23 protein-coding genes are annotated in these 20,070 nt (G+C 60.5%); 8 read left to right on the forward strand and 15 right to left on the reverse strand.

What is annotated here, in order from left to right; genetic code table 11:
• Positions 1 to 86: 86 nt before the first annotated feature.
• Positions 87 to 227: a hypothetical protein gene (locus TRM7557_RS20110; protein ID WP_165592476.1), complete on the reverse strand. Its 141-nt coding sequence runs from the start codon at positions 225 to 227 to the stop codon at positions 87 to 89.
• 143 nt (positions 228 to 370) lie between these two features.
• Here TRM7557_RS20110 and TRM7557_RS20115 point away from each other — a divergent pair, with 143 nt between their 5' ends.
• Positions 371 to 517: a hypothetical protein gene (locus TRM7557_RS20115; protein WP_165592477.1), complete on the forward strand. Its 147-nt coding sequence runs from the start codon at positions 371 to 373 to the stop codon at positions 515 to 517.
• Between the two features lie 62 nt (positions 518 to 579).
• Here the strand turns inward: TRM7557_RS20115 and TRM7557_RS16585 are convergent, their stop codons facing one another.
• From TRM7557_RS16585 to TRM7557_RS20120, 8 genes are all read right to left on the reverse strand, one after another.
• Positions 580 to 2,781, reverse strand: a complete 2,202-nt coding sequence (locus TRM7557_RS16585) for a 3-hydroxyacyl-CoA dehydrogenase NAD-binding domain-containing protein (protein WP_058291337.1) — start codon at positions 2,779 to 2,781, stop codon at positions 580 to 582.
• A gap of 24 nt (positions 2,782 to 2,805) precedes the next feature.
• The gene (locus TRM7557_RS16590; RefSeq protein ID WP_058291338.1) at positions 2,806 to 4,017 is read right to left on the reverse strand and encodes an acetyl-CoA C-acetyltransferase; all 1,212 of its coding nucleotides are present in this window, start codon (positions 4,015 to 4,017) and stop codon (positions 2,806 to 2,808) included.
• A gap of 10 nt (positions 4,018 to 4,027) precedes the next feature.
• Positions 4,028 to 4,660 (reverse strand): glutathione S-transferase family protein, encoded by a 633-nt coding sequence (locus tag TRM7557_RS16595; RefSeq protein ID WP_058291339.1) that lies wholly within the window; start codon positions 4,658 to 4,660, stop codon positions 4,028 to 4,030.
• A gap of 310 nt (positions 4,661 to 4,970) precedes the next feature.
• On the reverse strand, positions 4,971 to 5,183 hold the full coding sequence (locus TRM7557_RS16600; RefSeq protein ID WP_058291340.1) for a hypothetical protein: 213 nt from the start codon (positions 5,181 to 5,183) through the stop codon (positions 4,971 to 4,973).
• Between the two features lie 72 nt (positions 5,184 to 5,255).
• The gene (locus TRM7557_RS16605) at positions 5,256 to 7,037 is read right to left on the reverse strand and encodes an acyl-CoA dehydrogenase C-terminal domain-containing protein (protein WP_058291341.1); all 1,782 of its coding nucleotides are present in this window, start codon (positions 7,035 to 7,037) and stop codon (positions 5,256 to 5,258) included.
• A gap of 90 nt (positions 7,038 to 7,127) precedes the next feature.
• Complete coding sequence (locus tag TRM7557_RS16610) at positions 7,128 to 7,526, reverse strand: MerR family transcriptional regulator (RefSeq protein ID WP_058291621.1); 399 nt, start codon at positions 7,524 to 7,526, stop codon at positions 7,128 to 7,130.
• 301 nt (positions 7,527 to 7,827) lie between these two features.
• Positions 7,828 to 8,199: a MerR family transcriptional regulator gene (locus TRM7557_RS16615; protein WP_058291342.1), complete on the reverse strand. Its 372-nt coding sequence runs from the start codon at positions 8,197 to 8,199 to the stop codon at positions 7,828 to 7,830.
• Positions 8,200 to 8,222: 23 nt separating this feature from the next.
• The gene (locus TRM7557_RS20120) at positions 8,223 to 8,363 is read right to left on the reverse strand and encodes a hypothetical protein (RefSeq protein ID WP_165592478.1); all 141 of its coding nucleotides are present in this window, start codon (positions 8,361 to 8,363) and stop codon (positions 8,223 to 8,225) included.
• Positions 8,364 to 8,453: 90 nt separating this feature from the next.
• Here TRM7557_RS20120 and TRM7557_RS16620 point away from each other — a divergent pair, with 90 nt between their 5' ends.
• Genes TRM7557_RS16620 through TRM7557_RS16630 form a run of 3 tightly spaced genes read left to right on the forward strand, consistent with a single transcriptional unit; the run spans position 8,454 to position 10,770 of the window.
• Positions 8,454 to 8,894 (forward strand): PaaI family thioesterase, encoded by a 441-nt coding sequence (locus tag TRM7557_RS16620; RefSeq protein ID WP_058291343.1) that lies wholly within the window; start codon positions 8,454 to 8,456, stop codon positions 8,892 to 8,894.
• Positions 8,891 to 9,406 (forward strand): PaaI family thioesterase, encoded by a 516-nt coding sequence (locus TRM7557_RS16625; RefSeq protein ID WP_058291344.1) that lies wholly within the window; start codon positions 8,891 to 8,893, stop codon positions 9,404 to 9,406. The genes TRM7557_RS16620 and TRM7557_RS16625 overlap by 4 nt, the downstream gene beginning before the upstream one ends.
• Before the next feature lie 23 nt (positions 9,407 to 9,429).
• Positions 9,430 to 10,770: an MATE family efflux transporter gene (locus TRM7557_RS16630; RefSeq protein ID WP_058291345.1), complete on the forward strand. Its 1,341-nt coding sequence runs from the start codon at positions 9,430 to 9,432 to the stop codon at positions 10,768 to 10,770.
• A gap of 142 nt (positions 10,771 to 10,912) precedes the next feature.
• Here the strand turns inward: TRM7557_RS16630 and arsC are convergent, their stop codons facing one another.
• The 3 genes from arsC to TRM7557_RS16645 are packed head-to-tail and all read right to left on the reverse strand — an operon-like array spanning position 10,913 to position 12,674.
• Positions 10,913 to 11,257 (reverse strand): arsenate reductase (glutaredoxin), encoded by a 345-nt coding sequence (arsC, locus tag TRM7557_RS16635; RefSeq protein ID WP_058291346.1) that lies wholly within the window; start codon positions 11,255 to 11,257, stop codon positions 10,913 to 10,915.
• Positions 11,254 to 12,312 (reverse strand): quinone-dependent dihydroorotate dehydrogenase, encoded by a 1,059-nt coding sequence (locus TRM7557_RS16640; protein ID WP_058291622.1) that lies wholly within the window; start codon positions 12,310 to 12,312, stop codon positions 11,254 to 11,256. The genes arsC and TRM7557_RS16640 overlap by 4 nt, the downstream gene beginning before the upstream one ends.
• Before the next feature lie 23 nt (positions 12,313 to 12,335).
• Positions 12,336 to 12,674 carry a DUF952 domain-containing protein gene (locus TRM7557_RS16645; RefSeq protein ID WP_058291347.1) on the reverse strand — a complete coding sequence of 113 codons (339 nt, stop codon included), beginning with the start codon at positions 12,672 to 12,674 and terminating at the stop codon, positions 12,336 to 12,338.
• 162 nt (positions 12,675 to 12,836) lie between these two features.
• On the opposite strand from TRM7557_RS16645, the gene TRM7557_RS16650 reads away from it, so the two are divergent.
• Both TRM7557_RS16650 and TRM7557_RS16655 read left to right on the forward strand, forming a co-directional pair.
• Positions 12,837 to 14,417: a bifunctional metallophosphatase/5'-nucleotidase gene (locus TRM7557_RS16650; protein ID WP_058291348.1), complete on the forward strand. Its 1,581-nt coding sequence runs from the start codon at positions 12,837 to 12,839 to the stop codon at positions 14,415 to 14,417.
• Positions 14,418 to 14,512: 95 nt separating this feature from the next.
• Positions 14,513 to 14,815, forward strand: coding sequence for a DnaJ family domain-containing protein (locus tag TRM7557_RS16655; protein WP_058291349.1), 303 nt, complete (start codon positions 14,513 to 14,515; stop codon positions 14,813 to 14,815).
• Here the strand turns inward: TRM7557_RS16655 and TRM7557_RS16660 are convergent.
• The gene (locus tag TRM7557_RS16660) at positions 14,812 to 15,357 is read right to left on the reverse strand and encodes a flavodoxin family protein (protein ID WP_058291623.1); all 546 of its coding nucleotides are present in this window, start codon (positions 15,355 to 15,357) and stop codon (positions 14,812 to 14,814) included. The two genes, TRM7557_RS16655 and TRM7557_RS16660, sit on opposite strands and share 4 nt — an antisense overlap.
• Positions 15,358 to 15,415: 58 nt before the next feature.
• On the opposite strand from TRM7557_RS16660, the gene TRM7557_RS16665 reads away from it, so the two are divergent.
• Entirely contained in the window at positions 15,416 to 16,114 is a 699-nt protein-coding gene (locus tag TRM7557_RS16665) for an SOS response-associated peptidase (protein ID WP_058291350.1), read from the forward strand.
• Positions 16,115 to 16,131: 17 nt separating this feature from the next.
• On the opposite strand, the gene TRM7557_RS16670 is transcribed toward TRM7557_RS16665, so the two are convergent.
• Positions 16,132 to 16,644 carry a MarR family winged helix-turn-helix transcriptional regulator gene (locus TRM7557_RS16670; RefSeq protein ID WP_235811503.1) on the reverse strand — a complete coding sequence of 171 codons (513 nt, stop codon included), beginning with the start codon at positions 16,642 to 16,644 and terminating at the stop codon, positions 16,132 to 16,134.
• Positions 16,645 to 16,843: 199 nt separating this feature from the next.
• On the opposite strand from TRM7557_RS16670, the gene mnmH reads away from it, so the two are divergent.
• Complete coding sequence (mnmH, locus tag TRM7557_RS16675) at positions 16,844 to 17,905, forward strand: tRNA 2-selenouridine(34) synthase MnmH (RefSeq protein WP_058291351.1); 1,062 nt, start codon at positions 16,844 to 16,846, stop codon at positions 17,903 to 17,905.
• Here the strand turns inward: mnmH and selD are convergent.
• Positions 17,892 to 20,051: a selenide, water dikinase SelD gene (gene selD / locus TRM7557_RS16680; RefSeq protein ID WP_058291352.1), complete on the reverse strand. Its 2,160-nt coding sequence runs from the start codon at positions 20,049 to 20,051 to the stop codon at positions 17,892 to 17,894. The genes mnmH and selD overlap by 14 nt on opposite strands.
• Positions 20,052 to 20,070: the final 19 nt, after the last annotated feature.

Here is a 20,070-nt window from a genome sequence, read left to right on the forward strand (position 1 = left end):
AGAAGTGTGGGCAACACGAAAGGCCCGGTCCCCGACCACCCCCGCGCCAGAAGGCTGCGGGGGCTTTCATTTGTGCAGGCCGTGTTTCAGCCCTCGCTTGGCACAATATCAAGCACAAAGAAATGCGCCGACCCGTCCTCGTTTTCGTTCCAGTGCCCAACGTCATGGCTTTCAATGACTGCCGGTCCCGGTGCGGCGGAATCCGCCTTTCCATCGCGAATGTCCATCGCCCCGTCGCCTCCTACGCTGATATCTCTGCAAGGCTGAGATCTGCGCGCCCAGCTCAAGTGAGGCGCGGCCAAAGACTTCGCCCCTTTTGTGATCGGTTGGGCATTTTGAAACCGCAATACAAAATCTTGCGCCATCTGACGTGGCGTCAGGGCGCACGGTGGTCGTGGTGGTCGAAGTTTTGCGGGTCACAGGGGCCCATATGACCGTTCATGCGTCGGTGATGCGGCGGGTCGATGACAGCCTGTTTGCCTCGCATTGCGCAGCGGAAATTTCCTTGATGCCGTGAAAAATAAATAAAAAGGGCAGCCACAGGGGCTGCCCTTTCTGATTTCAAAGAAGCTTGGCGTCTTAGGCCGCGTCTTCCTCTGCCGGGGCAAAGCGGCCATAGAAGGTCTGGCCTTTTTCGGCCATCTCGCGCAGCAGCGGCGGGCAGGCAAAACGCTCGCCATACTGTTCGGTCAGCTGGTCGCAACGCTCGGCCGCATAAGGCGTGCCAATGATATCCAGCCAGGACAGCGGGCCGCCGGACCAAGGTGCAAAGCCCCAGGCCAGGATCGCGCCAACGTCGCCTTCGCGAATGTCCATCAGAACGTTTTCTTCAAGCGCACGCACGGCTTCGAGAACCTGTGCGAACATCAGACGTTCCTGCACCTCGATGATGTCGGGCTGTTCAGCCGCCACCGGGTATTTGTCGGCAAGGCCCTTCCAGTACTCCACGCGCTTGCCCTTGGCGTCATAGTCGAAGAAGCCTTTGGCGGCTTTGCGACCCAGACGACCTTCGGCTTCCATCCAGAAGATCAGATCATCCGCCGGGCTTTCCGGGTAGGCGTCGCCCATGGCTTCTTTGGTGGCACGGGCAATCTTCGCGCCGAGATCAATAGAGGTCTCGTCGGTCAGTTGCACGGGACCCACCGGGAAGCCCAGCTGACGCGCGGCATTGTCGATCAGAACCGGGGACACGCCCTCGGTGATCATGCGCACGCCTTCGTTGACATAGGGCAGGATGCAGCGGTTGCAATAGAAGAAGCGCGCGTCGTTGACAACGATCGGGGTCTTCTTGATCTGGCGGACGTAATCCAGCGCCTTGGCGGTGGCACGGTCGCCGGTTTCAGCACCTTTGATGATCTCCACCAGCAGCATCTTCTCAACGGGGGAGAAGAAGTGGATGCCGATGAACTGCTCGGGACGCACAGAGGCTTTGGCCAGCTCGGTGATCGGCAGGGTCGAGGTGTTGGAAGCAAAGATGCAGTCTTCGCCCACGATTGCCTCGACCTTCTTGGTCATCTCGGCTTTGACGCCCATGTCTTCAAACACGGCCTCAATGATCAGATCGGCCCCTTTCAGCGCCTCCAGATCGGTGGTTGCGGTGATCTGGGACAGCACGGTGGTTTTCTTGTCCTCGGTCACCTTGCCGCGTTTCATACCCTTGTCGAGGTAAGCTTCGGTATAGGCTTTGCCTTTGTCCGCTGCCGCCTGATCGCGGTCGATCAGCACGACCTCAATACCAGCCATCGCGGATACCAGCGCGATACCCGCACCCATCATGCCCGCGCCAAGAACGCCGACTTTCTTGACGGATTGGTCCTCGATGCCTTTGGGACGTACCGCGCCTTTTTCCAGCGCCTGTTTGTTGAGGAACAGGGAGCGGATCATCGCAGAGGACGACGGGTTCATCAGAACGTGAGTGAACCAGCGCGCTTCGATCTTCAGGGCGTTGTCAAAGTCAACCAGTGCACCCTCATAGATCGCCGACAGCAGCGCCTTCGGCGCCGGGTAGGCGTTCTGGGTCTGGCCTGCAACCATGGCGGAGGCACCGACAAAGTTCATGAAGCCAGCGGGGTGATAGGGCGCACCACCGGGGAACTTAAACCCTTTGGCGTCCCAAGGCTTGACGATGTCGGCGTTGCTTGCGTTCAGGACCCACTCTTTGGCTGCCGCAAGCGGGTCATCGGCAATGGCGTCAACCATCTGCGCGGACTTCGCTTTTTTCGGGTCCATCATCTTGCCTTCCAGCAGGACAGGCGCCGCTGCAACCGCACCCACCATGCGGGAATAACGCATGGTGCCGCCGCCGCCCGGGAAGATGCCCAGCAGGATTTCCGGCAGGCCGATTTTGGCTTTGGGGTTGGAGGTCATCACCCGGTGGTGACAGGCCAGCGCGATCTCGGTGCCGATGCCGGCACAGGTGCCGTTGATCGCGCAGGCCACAGGCTTGCCGCCTTTGTTGGTCTTGGCTTCCATGCCCGCACGTTCCAGCTTCCGCAGGATCCGGTGGCCGTTCATGGTGAAGTCAAACAGACCCTGCGCCGGGTTGTCGCCGGACTCGTCGCGGATGGTGGCCAGAACATTCAGGTCCATGCCGCCAGCAAAGTCTTTCTTGCCCGAGGTGATGACGATGCCTTTGACGGCGTCATCCGCCAGCGCGGTGTCCACATATTCCTCGACCAGCGCGAAAGCTTCGCGCGTGAGGACGTTCATGGATTTGCCTTCGGCGTCCCAGGTGATGACGGCCACGCCATCGGCGTCTACTGCATATTTGAAATCGGTCATATCTTATTCTCCCGTCCTTATCGCTCAGACGCGCTCGATGATGGTTGCGGCACCCATGCCAGCGGCAACACACAGGGTTGCGAGGCCGACTTCTTTGTCCTGACGCTCCAGCTCGTCGAGCAGGGTGCCAATGATCATGGCGCCAGTTGCGCCCAGCGGGTGACCCATGGCGATCGCGCCGCCGTTGACGTTAACCTTGGCATCGTCGACTTCGAACGCCTGCAGGAAGCGCAGAACAACGGCTGCGAAGGCCTCGTTCACCTCGAACAGGTCGATGTCATTGATGGACATGCCGCTGTCGCGCAGGATCTTCTCGGTCACGGGCACGGGGCCTGTGAGGTTGATGGTCGGCTCAGAGCCGATTTTCGCGGTGGAGCGAATGCGCGCGCGCGGGGTTAGCCCGTGCTTTTCACCGTATTCTTTAGAGCCGATCAGCAGCGCGGTGGCGCCGTCCACAATCCCGGAAGAGTTACCAGCGTGGTGCACGTGGGTGATCTTTTCCAGATGCGGGTATTTCAGCATCGCAACCTTGTCGAAGCCGGGCATCTGTTCGCCCATCATCGCGAAGGAGGCATTGAGCTTGCCCAGATCTTCGGCGGAGGTGCCGGGGCGCATGTATTCGTCGTGGTCCAGAATGGTCAGACCGTTGATGTCTTTGACCGGCACGATGGATTTGGCGAAACGCTTGTCTTCCCATGCAGCCGCGGCGCGGGCTTGGGATTGGGCTGCGAAGGCGTCACAGTCGTCGCGAGAGAAGCCATACTCAGTCGCGATCAGGTCGGCGGACACGCCCTGGGGCATGAAGCCGGTGCCCATGGCCAGACGCGGGTCCACGGCCATTGCCGCCCCGTCAGAACCCATGGCAACGCGGGACATCATCTCACAGCCACCGGCGATGTAAGCTTCGCCTGCGCCTGCTTTCACTTGGTTGGCCACCAGGTTCACCGCTTCCATGCCGGAGGCACAGAACCGGTTGATCGCCAGACCGGGCACGCTGTCGTCAAAGTCGGACAGCAGGACAGAGGCACGCGCCAGGCAGCCACCGTTTTCCATCACCTGGGTTACGTTGCCCCAGATCACATCTTCGATGCCAGAGGTGCCAAGGTTGTTGCGATCCTTGATGGCGTTCAGGATTTGTGCGGAAAGGGCGACAGAGGTCACCTCGTGCAGGCTGCCGTCCTTGCGGCCTTTGCCGCGCGGGGTACGCACAGCGTCATAGATATAAGCTTCGGTCATATTGTTCTCCTCAAGCTCGATCCGACGGATTGCCGGGCATCAGGTCATAGGGGTGTTTCCAGCCGGGCGTTGCGCTGATGCGGCTCAGCCAGGCGTCGATGTTGGGGTAGTCACTGCGGTCGAACCCAAAGGGTTCGGGATAAAAGAGGTAGCTGCAGCAGGACAGATCGGCGTTGGTCAACCCGTCGCCGACAATCCAGTCGCGCCCCTCAAGATGCGTGTTCAACGTGGTGAACGCGGCCCGGAGGCGTCCCTGCATAAAGGTGATCACCTCGGCCGGACGTTTGTTTTCAGGCAGAAAGTTCATCAGGAAGCGGGTCATGCCAACCTGGCTGGACATTTTGTGGTTGTCCCACAGCACCCAGCGCAGCACCTCGTATTTCTGGGTCTCGCGGCCGCCGAACTTGCCGGTTTTATCGGTGATATATTGCTGGATAACACCGGATTGCGACAGGGTCAGGTCCCCGTCGGTCAGCACCGGCGCCTCGGCCATTACATTGATGTCACGGAAGGCTTCAGTTCGATTTGCGCCATTGAAGAAATCCACAAACACGGGCTCCCAATCGAGGCCCGACAGCTCAAGCGCCAGCGCGGCCTTATAGGCATTTCCGCTTTCGCCAAAACAATGCAGTTTGATGGTCATACCGTACCTCCGTTGGCAAAGGGCACACCGGGGGTTTCACACCCCCGGACCCCCGTGGGATATTTTTGAAAAGATGAAAGGGCTTCAGCCTTCCTTAACCAAGATGGCGACATCATGGCATTGCGGAACAGGCTGGGAAGCCGATGGCCGCAAAAGGTGAAAGCGCGTCTCTTCATTAGGCGAAGGCCCGGGAAGGGGCGCGCGGCCCCTGTTTCATCTTTTACTAAATATCCCCGCCGGAGGCTCCCCAAAGGGGCAGCAGACGATGTCGTGTGGTGTTGCATGAACGCGCTCCTCCCTTGGGTCATCCTCAACGTTTGCGGTCTTCCAGCTCGGCGTTGAACAGCCGCAGCCGGTGGGGGAGGTTTTCACTGTCGGTGACACTGTCGAAATTTTCGAACAGGAACGACAGGGCCTCTCCCTCGTCCAGACCTGCCTCTTGGGCGAAACGTTTCAGCCGTCGATAGCCGTCTTCGGTCATAGCAACCGGGAAACGGCGGGTCAGTTTGAAACGTTTGGGCATTTTGAAATCCTTTTGGTCAAAGCGCCCGGTCGGACTGGGCGCGCCCCGAAAGGCACGCCCGGTTTTGGGGGATCAGAACTGTTCCGCGTCCAGAGCCATCACCGTGTCAGCGCCGGTCTCAATCCGGGCCAGGTGCAGTTTGGTGGAGCAGAGCTGACGCGCCATGTAGTAGCGACCGGTTGCAATCTTCGTGGTGTAGAAGTCTGCGTCCGTGGTGCCCGCGTCAAGGGCCGCCTGTGCCGATTTCGCCATCATCGCCCACATCAGGCCAAGGCAGACGTGACCAAACATGTGCATGAAGTCATTGGAGCCCGCCAGCGCGTGGTTGGGGTTCTTCATGCCGTTTTGCATGAAGAACATGCCCGCCGCCTGCAGATCCTTGGAGGCGGATTTCAGCGGATCGATAAAGTCCTTGGCGTAGTCTTCGGAAATATCTGCGTTTTCTTTGCAGAAGTTTTTCACCAGCTCAAAGAACGCCATGACGTGCTTGCCACCGTCCTGCGCCAGCTTACGACCCACGAGGTCCAGCGCCTGAACGCCGTTGGCCCCTTCATAGATCATCGCAATACGGGCATCGCGGGTGTACTGGGACATGCCCCATTCTTCGATGTAGCCGTGCCCGCCATAGACCTGCTGTGCCTGCACAGTCATGTCGTAACCTTTGTCCGTCAGGAAGCCCTTCAGAACCGGCGTCAGCAAGGAGATCAGACCATCGGCGTCTTTGTCTTCCGAACGGTGCGCCTTGTCGATCATGGTCGCGCCCCACAGGACGAACGCGCGCGCGCCTTCTGCAAAGGACTTCTGATCCATCAGGTTGCGACGGATATCGGGGTGCACGATCAGCGGATCGGCCGGGCCTTCGGGGTTCTTGACGCCGGTGACGTCACGGCCCTGCAGGCGGTCTTTGGCATAGATCAGCGCATTCTGGTAGGCGGCTTCGGCCTGGGCCAGACCCTGCATCGCAACACCCAGACGGGCTTCGTTCATCATGGTGAACATGGCACGCATGCCTTTGTTCAGGTCACCCAGCAGGTAGCCGGTCGCCTCGTCATAGTTCATCACACAGGTGGAGTTGCCGTGGATGCCCATTTTCTCTTCGATGTTGCCAACGGTTGCACCGTTGCGTGCACCGAGGGAGCCATCTTCGTTCACGAGGAACTTGGGCACGATGAACAGAGACACGCCCTTGATGCCTTCGGGGCCGCCGGGGACCTTGGCCAGCACCAGGTGAATGATGTTCTCCGCCATGTCGTGTTCGCCGGAGGAGATAAAGATCTTCTGGCCGGAGATTTTGTAGGAGCCGTCTTCCTGCAGTTCCGCCTTGGTGCGCATCAGGCCCAGATCGGTGCCGCAGTGCGGCTCGGTCAGGTTCATGGTGCCGGTCCATTCGCAGGAGACCATATTCGGCAGGTAAGTGGCTTTCTGCGCGTCGGTGCCGTGGGCGAGGATCGCAGAGGCCGCACCGTGGGTCAGGCCCTGATACATCGTGAAGGCCTGGTTCGCGGCAGAGAAATATTCGCCAACGGCTGTGCCGATGACATAGGGCATGTTCTGGCCGCCGAATTCTTCGGGCATGTCCAGTCCGGTCCAGCCGCCTTCTTTCATCTGTTCAAAGGCTTCTTTGAAGCCTGTGGGGGTGTAGACCACGCCATTTTCCAGACGGCAGCCTTCCTTGTCGCCCACAACGTTCAGCGGGTGAAGAACGTTGTCCGCCACTTTGCCTGCTTCTGTCAGCACGGCACCTGTGAAGTCGCGCTCCAGTTCGTCGAAACCGGGGATACCGGACTCTTGGATGTTCAGCACGTCATGCAGGACGAATTGCGTGTCCTTGGTGGGGGAAGTGAAGCTCGGCATGGCGGTCCTCTTGGATTTGGCGGTCTGCTTTTAATCGGGCAGAGCCCTGTTGGATCTGGTCTGCGGGCGGGTGGCCCGACAGCGGTGCTCTTATTCGGCGGCCTTTGACGTCTGCATGGAGGTGATCATCTGTTCGACCCAACCAAGCTGGTCATTCAGGTCGTTGATGGCTTCGTCCAATTCGGCGCGCTGGCGCTCCATATCGGCCAGACGTTCTTTGGCGATCTCGTGGGTGCGGGTCAGCTGTGTCAGCTGCTGGTCGCCCATGTGATAGAGATCGAGAAGCTGGCGGATTTCCTCCAGGCTGAACCCAAAGCGCTTGCCGCGCAGGATCAGTTTCAGCCGGGCGGCGTCGCGTTTGGTGAACAGGCGTTTCTGACCCTCGCGGATCGGGAACAGCAGTTCTTTGGCCTCATAGAAACGCAGCGTGCGCGGAGTTACGTCGAACTCATCACACATTTCGCGGATGGTTTTGGTCTCTTCGGTCATGTCATTCATACTGTGCATCACGTTAGGTTAACTCTCGCTACAGTTCTGCGCTGCGTCGGGTTCATTTACAACATGAACTTGACGTTGACGTAACTTGTACGCTGCGTCACATCCAGCCCTGACGTAGGGGTCCGTATTTGTGACGCCACGTCGGGGCCGAAGAACGGTCTTTTTGTATCGGCGCCAGCGGGCGCGGCGGACGGGTGTCGGTCCGAGATAGGCGGACCCGCCGCATCACAAATAACAAATCCCCGCCGAGATCAGCGGGGATTGAATGCAGTATAAAATGTGAGAAGCGGCGTTAGCCGAGCTCTTTCAAGGTCTCGCTGCGCAGGGCGGTCAATTCGTCCATGGCCTCGTTGATCTGCTGGCGCTGACTTTCGAGTTCCTTCATCTGGCGGTCGGCCATGGCGACAAAGGCGCGCATCTGGGCTTCATTGCCTTCATGTTCGTAGATCAGCAGCCACTGGCGGATCTCTTCCAGTTGGAAGCCAAACTTACGGCCGCGCAGGATCAGCTTCATCCGGGCAACCTCGCGAGGACCGTAGAACCGGGACCGGCCCTGGCGCTCGGGGTGCAAGAGCTCAATATACTCGTAATAGCGCAGCGTTCTTGGGGTCACCTCGAACTCGGCACACATTTCCTTGAAGGACAGTTTGTTTTCTTCGGACATCCGCTTCCTCCTTGGGGGGCACGTTACGCATAAAGGGCCAGTGGCTGCAACCGTGACGTCGCCGGATATCTGGCTTCGTGCCGCGGCGTCGGATAGAGGTCTTGCGCTTGCGGCAGGCGCGCTTGATACTGCAGGCCAAAGGCCGCATCTGTGACCGCGATCACATTGGGAAGACTGAATTTCTGTAAATTTGGCCCCGCAAAGGAACAAACCGGCTCATGACAGCCGTGCGGCATAGGCAGGAGGGACCACCCATGAGCGACAAATCCAAAATAGCGCGCCAGTTCATAGAGGCGATCCCACATGCGCAAAGCCTTGGCATGACGCTGGTTGAAATCGGCGACGGGCGTGCGGTCATGGCGATGCCTTATGATGAAAAACTGGTGGGTGACCCCGAGACCGGGGTGATCCATGGGGGGGCAGTGTCGGCGCTGATGGACACCTGCTGTGGCGCCGCAGTGATGAGCCACCCGCGCCAATCCAAGGGCACCGCCACGATTGATCTGCGCATTGACTATATGCGCAGCGCCACGCCGGGGCAGGCGATCACCGCAACCGCGACCTGCTATCATGTGACCCGCTCGGTCGCCTTTGTGCGCGCCGAAGCGGTGGATGAGGACACATCTTTGCCGGTGGCCACCGCCACAGGGGCTTTTACCTTTGATACCACCAAGACCCCGGAGGACAGCCAATGACCCGCCCGCAACCTGAACCAATGCAGGCCGTCAAACAGCGCCGGGATGCGGCGCTAAAGGCGCTGGTGGATACGGTGCCCTATGCACGTTTTTTGGGGATCAGTTTTGAACGACGCGGGGACGAGCTGTCTTCGACGTTGCATTATCAGGACAGCAATATTGGCAACCCGCTGATCCCGGCGCTGCACGGGGGCGCGACAGCGGCGTTCCTTGAGGTGACCGCGCAGATCACGCTCAATTGGTTCCATCTGTGGCCGCAGTTCGAAAGCGGTGCATTGGATGTGGAGGCCATGGTCGCAGGCGAGATGCCGCGTCAGCCAAAGACGATCGATTTTACCGTCGACTACCTGCGTTCAGGCCTGCCGCGCGATGCCTATGCGCGGGCGACCGTGAACCGGTCTGGGCGGCGCTATGCCTCGGTTCATGTGGCGGCGTGGCAGGATCACAAAGACAAGCTGTTTGCCCAGGCTACGGGGCATTTCCTGATGCCCCAACCCAGAACTCCCGATTGAGGGCCAGATTAAGGAAACGCCAGATGACTGCGCCAGCTCACCAAGCCAGCCCTGATGTCCTTGGCTCTATCACCCCTGCGCGGGTGATGAAGATTGCCCTGCCGATTGTGCTGTCCAATGCAACGGTGCCCCTTTTGGGGATCGTGGATACGGCTGTGGTGGGGCAACTCGGGGCGGCGGCGCCTTTGGGCGCTGTGGCGGTGGGGGCGATTATTCTGTCTTCGCTCTATTGGATGTTCGGCTTTCTGCGCATGGGCACGGTTGGTCTTGCCAGTCAGGCACGCGGGCAGGGGGACCGGGCTGAAGTTGCGGCCCTGTTGACGCGTGTGGTGCTGATCGGCGCAAGTGCCGGGCTGGTCATGGTGGTTCTTCAAGTGCCACTGATCGCGGCTGCGCTGTGGCTGGCAGCGCCCTCGTCCGAGGTTGCCGCGCTGGCACAGGACTATCTGGCGATCCGCATCTGGTCGGCCCCTGCGATGATTGCCATTTATGGGCTGTCGGGCTGGTTGATCGCGCAGGAGCGCAGTCAGGCCTTTATGGCGGTGCAGATCTGGATGAATGGGCTCAATATGGTGCTGGACATCTGGTTTGTGCTGGGGCTTGGCTGGGGGGTGTCGGGCGTGGCCTTTGCCACCTTCCTGGCTGAATGGTCCGGGCTGGCGCTGGGGCTTTGGTTTTGCCGCGCGGGGTTTCGCGGCCCCGCCTGGCGCAACTGGGCGCAGGTTCTGAAAGCCGAGCGTCTGTGGCACATGGCTTCTGTGAACGGGGATATTCTGATCCGTTCGCTGCTGCTGCAGGCGATGTTCACCTCTTTCACCTTTATTGGCGCGCGGCAGGGCGATCTGGCGCTGGCGGCCAATCAGGTGCTGATGCAGATGCTGTTGCTGACGGCCTATGGCATGGATGGGTTTGCCTTTGCCGCGGAAACGCTGGTGGGGCAGGCCTTGGGGGCAAAAAGACGCGCGGCTTTGCGGCGGGCAGCGCTGGTCACCAGCATTGGCGGCGCTGGTGTGGCATGTGTGATGGCTTTGGCGTTTTTGCTGTTTGGTGGCGGGATGATCGACATGATGAGCACGGCTGCGGATGTGCGCGACACGGCGCGGGTCTATCTGCCTTATGTGGTGGCTGCACCGCTGATGGGCTGCGCGGCCTGGATGCTGGATGGGATCTTTATTGGTGCCACAGCGTCACGGGACATGCGCAATATGATGGCGGTGAGTGCGGTGGTCTATGTGCTGTCGCTTGGGCTGCTGTTGCCCGTCTTTGGCAATCACGGGCTGTGGCTGGCGCTGCTGATTTCCTTTGTCGCGCGCGGCGTGACATTGGGGCTGCGCTATCCCGCGCTGGAAGCGCGGGCGGCTTGAGGGCTTGCGCCTCGCTTTGCGAGACGCCGGGAGCCGCTGCGCTTCGCGCATCGGCTGGAGGGTTTGCGCTGCCCTTCGCGCATCGCCGGGGGCAGGCCGCGCCTTCGGCGCGGCCTGCCAAACAGCTTTGACAATTGGTGTCTTACTCAAGAACCGCGCCGAGGGCTTCGGTCGGGCGGCCAATGGCGGCTTTGTCGCCTGAGATCGCAATTGGGCGTTCGATCAGGGCCGGGTTTGCGGCCATTGCGTCTAGAAGTTGATCTTCTGACATGTCGGCGGAAAGCCCCAGCTCTTTGAACAGCTTGTCTTTGGCGCGCATCATCTGGACTGCGGAGACGCCAAGTTTGGCCAGAACCGCTGCAAGTTCCTCACGAGAGGGCGCATCCTCAAGGTATCGCCGTTCGGTGAGTGTCACGCCACGGTCTTCAAAAAACGCCAGCCCTGCGCGGGATTTGGAGCAGCGGGGATTGTGCCAATAGGTGATCATGTCCAGTCCTTCCGGCGTGTGCCGACAGCCTCGCTCACGTTTTCAAAGCCATCGTTTTTCAGCAATGTGTCCAGCCCGCGCGCGATGTCACCTGCGAGCGACAGCCCGCCGTAAACCAGCGCGGTGTAGAACTGCACCGCCGAGGCCCCGGCGCAGATCTTGGCATAGGCCTGTTCGGCCGTGGAAATGCCGCCTACGCCGATAAGGGGCACCTGTCCTTCCAGCCGCTTGGACAGTTGGGCCAGAATGCGGGTGGATTTTTCAAACAGCGGCGCGCCAGACAGGCCGCCAGCCTCGCCTTTGTGCGCGCTTGCCAGGCCGGCACGGTCGAGCGTTGTGTTGGTGGCGATCACCGCGTCAATGCCGCTTTCCACGGCGACCTCGGCCACATCTGCAAGACCAGCTTCGTCCAGATCGGGAGCGATCTTTAGGAAGATCGGCACGCGTTTGTTCAGACCATTTCGGGTCTCGACCACGCCGGCCAGCAGCGCCGACAGCGCCGCCTTTCCCTGCAGGTCGCGCAGTTTTTCGGTGTTGGGCGAGGACACGTTGACGGTGGCAAAATCCAGATGCGCGCCGCAGTGTTCCAGCACGCGGGCAAAATCCTGGGCACGGTCTTGGCTGTCTTTGTTGGCACCAAGGTTCAGGCCAATCACGGCGTCGCGGGGGCGGTCCGCAAGACGGGCGCCAATCGCTTCCATACCTTCATTGTTGAAGCCAAAGCGGTTGATCGCGGCGCGGTCCTCGGTCAGGCGAAACAGGCGCGGTTTTGGATTGCCGGGCTGCGGACGCGGCGTGGCGGCGCCGACCTCAATAAAGCCAAAGCCCGCCTGCGAGAGCGGCTTGAGTGCTTCGGCGTTCTTGTCAAACCCTGCGGCCAGACCCACCGGGTTCGGCAGATCAATACCCGCAATCTGCGTGCGCAGCCGTGCCGAGGTCACAGGACCGGGGCAGGGGGTGAGACCGGCCCGCAGCGCTTTGATCGAGAGCCCATGGGCAACCTCGGGATCAAAACGGTGAAGGGTGGCGAGGGCGAGTTTCTCGGTCAGGTTCATCATCGTTTGATCCCTAAATCTCGTCAGGCCATATCGGCCGGGAATTGGTGCTGGCCGTTGACCAGTGGCAGCGGCGCAACCCAGAGCACCTCGTCCCGCGTCATCGCCCGGTACAGATGCGGGAACTCTGCGCCGCCACGGGACACTTCCCACTTTAGCGCGTCACCCATGGCGTCCGCCTCAAAGGCCAAGAGCCACAGCCCTTCGGCACCGGCGAAATGTTTCGCGGCGGTTTCAGCAGCTTGGGTTGCGGTAGAAAAATGAATGAAGCCGTCCGACAGGTCGATCGGAGCGCCCAGCGTTTCGCCTTTGGCGTCGAAATCGCGCCATTCGGGGTCACGGAAAATCTTGTAGATCAGCATGGGCTTTCTCATGCCGCGCGTTCGATGCATTATCAAGCATCAAATGCGCTTAAAGTGACGTTGAGACATATGGCTGTTACGCAAATCGTCTTTGACTGCACGCGAGAAGCTCATAAGAATGGCGCGAATAATCAATCAAAAAAACATGGTGAGGATTTAATCATGATGACACGTTTCCTGAGTTCGGTTGCAGCTCTGGGTCTGACCGCAGGGTTTGCGGCGGCCGATTACAAGCTGACCATTCTGCACACCAACGACATCCACAGCCGGATCGAGTCGATCAACAAATACGATTCCACCTGTAACGCCGAGAGCGAAGCCGAAGGCAAATGCTTTGGCGGTGTGGCGCGTATCAAATCCGCAGTGGACGCCAAGCGCGCGGAACTGGCTGGCCAGAACGTTTTGGTTCTGGACGCCGGTGACCCGTTCCAGGGCTCGTTGTTCTACACCACCTACAAAGGTGCGGCCGAGGCCGAATTCATGGAAGCCATCGGCTATGACGCCATGGCGGTCGGCAACCACGAATTTGACGATGGCCCCGAAGGTTTGGCCAAATTCATCGATGCCGTGTCCTTCCCGGTTATCTCTGGCAACCTTGACCTGTCATCCGAGGACAGCCTGAAAGGCAAAGTGGGCAACCATGTCGTGCTGGAAGTGGGTGGCGAAAAGATCGGCATCATCTCGGTTCTGGCGACCGACACCGTGGATACTTCTTCCCCCGGCGACAATGTTGTCTTCCAGGACGAGATCGAAAGCCTGAAAGCAGACGTTGCCACGCTGGAAGCCGAAGGCGTGAACAAGATCATCGCGCTGACCCACGTAGGCCTGCCCAAAGATCTGGACATTGCGGCAGCGGTTCCGGGCATTGACGTTGTGGTCGGTGGCCACTCCCACACCCTGCTGTCCAACACCAACGAGCGCGCAAAAGGCCCCTATCCGACCATGGTGGGCGACACGGCGGTTGTCACCGCTTACGCCTATTCCAAATATCTGGGTGAGCTGGACGTGACCTTTGATGACGCGGGCGTTGTCTCTGCTGCGGAAGGCGAGCCGATGCTGCTGGATGCCTCTGTCACGCCGGATGCGGGCATGCTGGCACGCGTTGCTGAAATGGGCGCCCCGATCGAGGAAATGAAAAAGCGCGTTGTCGCGGAATCCTCGGATGTGATCGTCGGTGACCGCAATGTTTGCCGCGCCGAGGAATGTTCGATCGGCAACCTCGTTGCGGACGCAATGCTGGACCGTGTGAAAGATCAGGGCATTTCCATCGCGATCCAGAACGGTGGTGGCCTGCGCGCGTCGATTGATGCGGGCGAAGTGACCATGGGCGAAGTGCTGACCGTGCTGCCGTTCCAGAACACGCTGTCGACCTTCTTTGTGTCCGGCCAGACCGTGATCGACGCGCTGGAAAGCGGTGTGTCCCAAGTGGAAGAGGGCAAAGGCCGTTTCCCGCAGGTGGCGGGTCTGAAGTACACCTTCGACATCGCGGTTGCGCCGAACGAAGGCCGTGTGTCTGACGTGCTGGTCATGGACGGCGACGCTTGGGTCGCGATCGACCCGGCGAAAACCTACGGTCTGGTTTCCAACAACTACGTCCGTGGCGGCGGTGACGGGTACAAAATGTTCCGCGACGCAGAAAACGCCTATGACTTTGGTCCCGATCTGGCGGATGTGACGGCCGAGTATATGGCGAAAAACGCGCCTTACACGCCCTACACCGATGGTCGTATCACCAAGAAATAATCAGCGTCTAAGGACCTGATGAGCCGCCGTGCCCGTAGGGGCGCGGCGGTTTTCTTTTGCTTTTCTTCGTTGCCTGCGCATGGCAAATTGGCGTTATGGATCACCCGCTGATTGACCTTATCAACGCGCGTATTGCGGCGGCCGAAAAGGACGGCGCCTTCGACAACCTCGAAGGGGCGGGGAAGCCTTTGCCGAAATGCGACGATCCCGAAAACGCGGTGATGACGCGCATCCTGAAAGACAATGGCGCGGTGCCCGAAGTGGTGAGCCTGTCGCGTCAGCTGGCGGATCTGCGTGCAGAGCTGCGCGACACCGGCGACCGCACCAAGCGGCGCGACATTATCAAAGACATGTCGATGATCGAAGCCCGGATCGAAATTGCCCGCAAACGGGGTTAACCCCAGCGTTCGGTTGCTGCGCGAATACGGCGGCCAAAAATACGTGCGGTTTCAAGGTCCTGTGACATGACCTTCCCATCGTCCTGACCGCTGTCACGGGCCATCAGACCCAGCCACGACCCATCTGTATTGAGCCCCGCACGTTCGGGAAACACCGGTGCGCCAATGGCGGTTTGACCGACCCAGATCATGCCCATTTGCGCGGCAAACACGCTGAGCCTTTGCAGCGCAGCAAGCTTGTCGCCGGATGGGTGTGTGGCCACGGTGAAGCCTGCGGCAAGCTTGTCTTGCCAGGCCTGCTCCATCCAGCGTTCGGCGGCTTCTTCCAGAAACAGGCCGAATTTTGCGGCGGTCGACCCCATATAGGTCGGTGCCCCAAAGACCAGTGTTGGTGCCGCATCCAGTGCGGCCCAGTCTTCGGCCGTTATCCCGTCCACATCAACCAGGCGCACCTGACCCATGTCTGTGGCCAGCGCTTTGGCAATTTGGGTGGTGTGGCCGAAGCCCGAGAAATAGGCGATGCAAATAGGAGCTTGTGTCATGGCTGCAATCTGGGTGAGTTTGACGACATCTGCAAGACAGGCTGGAAGGGACAACGCCATGTGCGGAAGATTTGCGCTGACACTGCCCACAGATGCGATGGCGCAGCTGTTTGATGCGCAGGCCGCGAACCTTTTGCCGAACCTGCCGAACTATAACATTTGCCCCACCACCGCGGTGCATGCGATCAAATCCGGCCCGCTTGGCCGGCAGTTGGTGTCCATGCGCTGGGGATTCCTGCCCCATTGGTACGAGACCGAAACCGCAGGTCCGCTGCTGATCAATGCGCGCGCCGAAACCCTTGCCGAAAAACCTGCCTTTGCCAGCGCCTGCCGCGAACGCCGCGCGCTGATCCCGGCGGATGGGTTTTATGAATGGACCAAGGCCCCCCATGGGGCGCGGCTGCCCTGGTATCTGCACCGCAGGGATGGCGCGCCCATTGCCTTTGCCGCGATCTGGCAAAGCTGGCAGGGGGCAGGTGTTGATATGCCAATAGAGACCTGTGCCATTGTCACCACCGCCGCCAATCAGGAGGTGGGGGCCATTCATCACCGCATGCCGCTGGTGCTTGCGCCCGATCAATGGCCGTTGTGGCTGGGCGAGGAAGGGCACGGTGCCGCGACGCTGATGCAACCGGGACCGGACGGGCTGTTGGAGGTCTTTCGGGTCGACCCCGAGGTCAACAGCAACCGCGCCAGTGGGGCGCAGTTGCGTGACCCTGTCGAAGACGGCGCGCCGCCTCGTGGACAGTTGATTTAGACGATTGATCTAGGCGTTCACGCGCCGTTCAGAACCCGTTTCGGGGCGCGGCTCAGCTCATTGCCGGTCAGCGTGGCCTTTTTCAGCAATGCCAGAAACAAATTGGCTTCCGTTTCGCTGAGCCCGGCGAGAACACGCGTCTGTGCCCGATCCACATAAGGGGCAAGTTCGCGCAGCAATTGGTGCCCGGCAAAGGTCAGCGACACAATCTTGGCGCGGCGATCCCCGGGGCGCGGGGTACGCGTGGTCAGACCCTTGTCACAGAGTTTATCAACCACCTTGCCGGTTGTTGCGCGGTCATAGCCAATGAGCCCCGCAAGCGTGGCCTGATCGACGTCCGGATGTGCCGCCAAGGTGGCCAGAACGCAGTGTTGCACCTGCGTGAGGTTTGCACCCGTTTGAGCGATCGAGTCCAAAAACTGTGCGGTTGCAATCTGGTTGAGCTGCCGGATCAATGTCGTCGGCAGTTCCAATTTATTCGCCGGGTCCATATCAGAACGGAGCGGTTGGTCATCAATCAGGTCGCGCATATCTTTGTCACTCGAAAATAGGCCGTGCCGGATAAAATAGAACACACGGCGGGTTGCCTCGATTACGTTTCTTGTCTCCAGACTAGAGAAAGTAAGCATGCTGCCTCAACTCACCGTTTTTGGGGAGGTTTGTGGTGAAGTGGCTAAACTTTTAGGGTTTTTGCGTTGGTTCACCGTAAAACCGGTGTAGGAAGAAGGCATGAGCCTGACGTTTTCTTCCCTGGCACAGATGCTTGCCCATGGTCATGACACGGTGATCGATGTGCGCAGCCCGGCCGAATATGCCGAGGACCATGTGCCCGGTGCCATCAACCTTCCCGTGCTGAACAATGAAGAACGCGCCGAGGTCGGGACGATCTATGTGCAGGACAGCCCCTTTAAGGCCCGTAAACTCGGGGCGGCGCTGGTGTTTCGCAATGCGGCCAATCACATCGAACAGCACCTCAGCCATCATGACGGGGCATGGCGGCCCTTGGTCTATTGCTGGCGTGGCGGCCAGCGCAGCGGGTCGTTTACGTGGATGTTGCAGCAGATCGGGTGGCGCGCGGATGTGGTGCAGGGGGGCTATCAAACCTATCGCCGTATGGTTCACCGCGCGGTTTACGAGGACGCGCTGACGCATCGTCTGGTTCTGCTCGATGGGTTCACCGGCACCGCCAAGACTGAAATCCTGACTGCGGTTGCGCGTCAGGGGGGGCAGGTGCTGGATCTTGAAGCCATGGCCGGGCACCGTGGCTCGCTTCTGGGCGAACGGCCGGGGGGGCAGCCCAGCCAGAAGGCCTTTGAAAGCCGCATCGCCTGCGCGCTGGCGGGTATGGACCCGGAACGCCCTGTGCTGGTTGAGGCAGAGGCCAATAAAATCGGCGCGCGCAGTATTCCACCGACCGTGTGGGAGGCCATGAAACATGCGCCGCGTCTGGATGTGGAGGCCGCGTTTGAGGCGCGCTGTGACTATCTTTTGCGCGCCTATGAGGACATTCTGTCCAATGGTCCAAAGCTGAGCGAGAAGCTTGATCAGTTGCGGGCGCATCGTTCAAACGCGTTGGTCGATCAGTGGCAGGCGTTCATTGCCGAAGGCGACAAAGCCGCCCTGACCGCAAGCCTGATGCGCGACCATTACGACCCGGCCTATCGGAAAGCACGCGGCCGATACCCGGTGCAGAGCCTTGGGTCTGTTGTCACAGAGAGCCTGAATGATACGGGCATCGAAGCGGCTGCAACGCAGGTACTTGCCCGTCTAGAGGCGCTTAGCGCAGGGTGATGTCACCGCTGTTCTGGGTGATCTCTCCGATCATCGCTGCGTGGTAGCCTGCGTCTTGCAACGCCTTCAGGGTCGATTGCGCCCTGTCAGGGGCAACGGCAGCCAAAAGCCCGCCAGAAGTCTGCGGGTCAAACAGCAGCGCGCGCGGGCCTGCGTCGGACAGATCCGGTGCCAGCCTGCGGTTGGCGTCATAAATCGAAGAGCGAATGCCAGCCTCGGCCAGCGCGTCGGCGCCCGTCATCCGCGGAATGTCCTGCACGGAAAGGGTGGCGCCCACCTGTGACGCGGACAGCAGCCCCTTGAGATGCCCGATCAGGCCAAAGCCGGTGACATCCGTCATCGCATGGGCGCTGTTCAGGATCTCGGCTGCGGTTTTCTGGCTTTGCCGCATCATCGCAAGCGCCTCTGCAAGGTCTGTGCCGCGGGCCGCACCTGCCATGTCGCCTGCCATAATCATTCCCGAGCCAAGCGGTTTGGTCAGCAAAAGCACATCGCCCGGACGCGCACCCGCGAGCGTGAGGGGATAATCGCAAAGCCCGGTGAGGGTGAAACCAATCATCAATTCCGCCCCAATCGAGGTATGGCCACCAACAATCGCCGCCCCTGCCTCTGCCATGACCTGATCGGCGGTGGCCATAATTTCGGCCAAGGTGCGGGCCTGCAAACTGTCGGACAGGCGGGGCAAGATGAGCGTCAGGGTGGCGGCCTGAGGGCGTGCGCCCATGGCGTAGATATCATTCAGCGCATGTTGGGCGGCGATTTCGGTCATCACCACCGGGTCTTCCACCATGGCGCGCAGGTGATCGGTCGACAGCACCTGTTTCGCGCCGCCCACGGTCAAAAGCGCCGCGTCATCGCCGGGAAGCGGGGTGAGGTCATCGCGCGCGGCGCCCTGATGGGGCGCGAGTGTGGCCAACAGGGCTGTGCGGCCAACCTTTGACCCGCAGCCCCCACAGAGGGGCTTGGTGCCAAGGGCCTCGGCCAAGCCTTCGGCATGCGGGACTGGAAGGGGCGGCGTCGCCATTGCGGGCAGGCGGCGGAACTTCTCCATAAACTGCTGGTCGATCCGGTCTTTCCAGCGCCACAGCAGGGGGCTTGCAAAACCAAAGCCGCTGCGGTCGGCCAGTGCCCGTTTGCCGCCGAGGGACACGAGTTTGAGATAATCGCTTTGCGGCCTATAAGACTTCAGAGGCTGGCCCGACAGCGCCGCGCGCAGGTTGTGCAGCAAAACAGGCGCTTGGCGCACAGCGAAAACACCGGCCTTGGGGCGCGGGGCAAAGGCCATTTCGGCACAGTCGCCGGTGGCAAAGATCGCCGGGTCCGAGGTCTGAAGGTGCGCGTCAATGACGACAAACCCGTCTTTCATCGTGAGCCCGCAGTCAGACAGCCAGTCATAGGGGCGCGTGCCCGCGGCGCCGACGGTGAAATCGGACAGAACACTGCGTCCAGAGGCCAGGTGAATGTGCCCTTCGCTGAGGTGGGTGATCTCGGCCTGTTCGATCACCTCGACCCCGTATTCGTCCAAGGCGCGCCGAATGCGCGCGGCATTCTGCGGGCTGACGGCGGAAAGAACCGCTGAGCGATCTATCAAGGTGGCGCTGGCCAGACGGTCACGGGATCTGAGCGCATGGGCCATGGCCAGTATCAACTCGGTTCCGGCGATGCCGCCGCCAATGCAGGCAATGCGGGCCGGGCCGTCGCCGCTGCGGAATGCGTCCCAGCGCGCCGCAAAGGTTCCAAGCGGTTTGGCAGGCACGCCGTGCTCCGCAAACCCCACCAGCTGCGGCATGGTGGAGGTTATCCCAATGTCGACTGATGCAATGTCATAAACAATGGGCGGACGGCCCTGCACATGAATGGTTTTTGCCACCGGATCGATCCGACTGGCGCGGCCCAAGATCAGCCGGGCGCCAACAAATCGGGCAAGCTTGACCAGGTCAATGTCCAGATCATCGCGCCCGTAGTGTCCGGCAACAAACCCAGGAAGCATGCCGGAATAGGCGGCAGCGGGTTGCGGGTCGATCACCGTCAGCCGCACGCCGGGCAGCGGGTTCATGGCCCACATCCGCAGGACCAGCGCATGGGCATGACCGCCCCCCACAAGAACCAGATCACGGGTCAAAGGCAGGGGGGCGGTGGGTGTCATAAAGCGCTTTCTTCGCGGC

Source organism: Tritonibacter multivorans (assembly GCF_001458415.1).
Lineage (GTDB): Bacteria > Pseudomonadota > Alphaproteobacteria > Rhodobacterales > Rhodobacteraceae > Epibacterium > Epibacterium multivorans.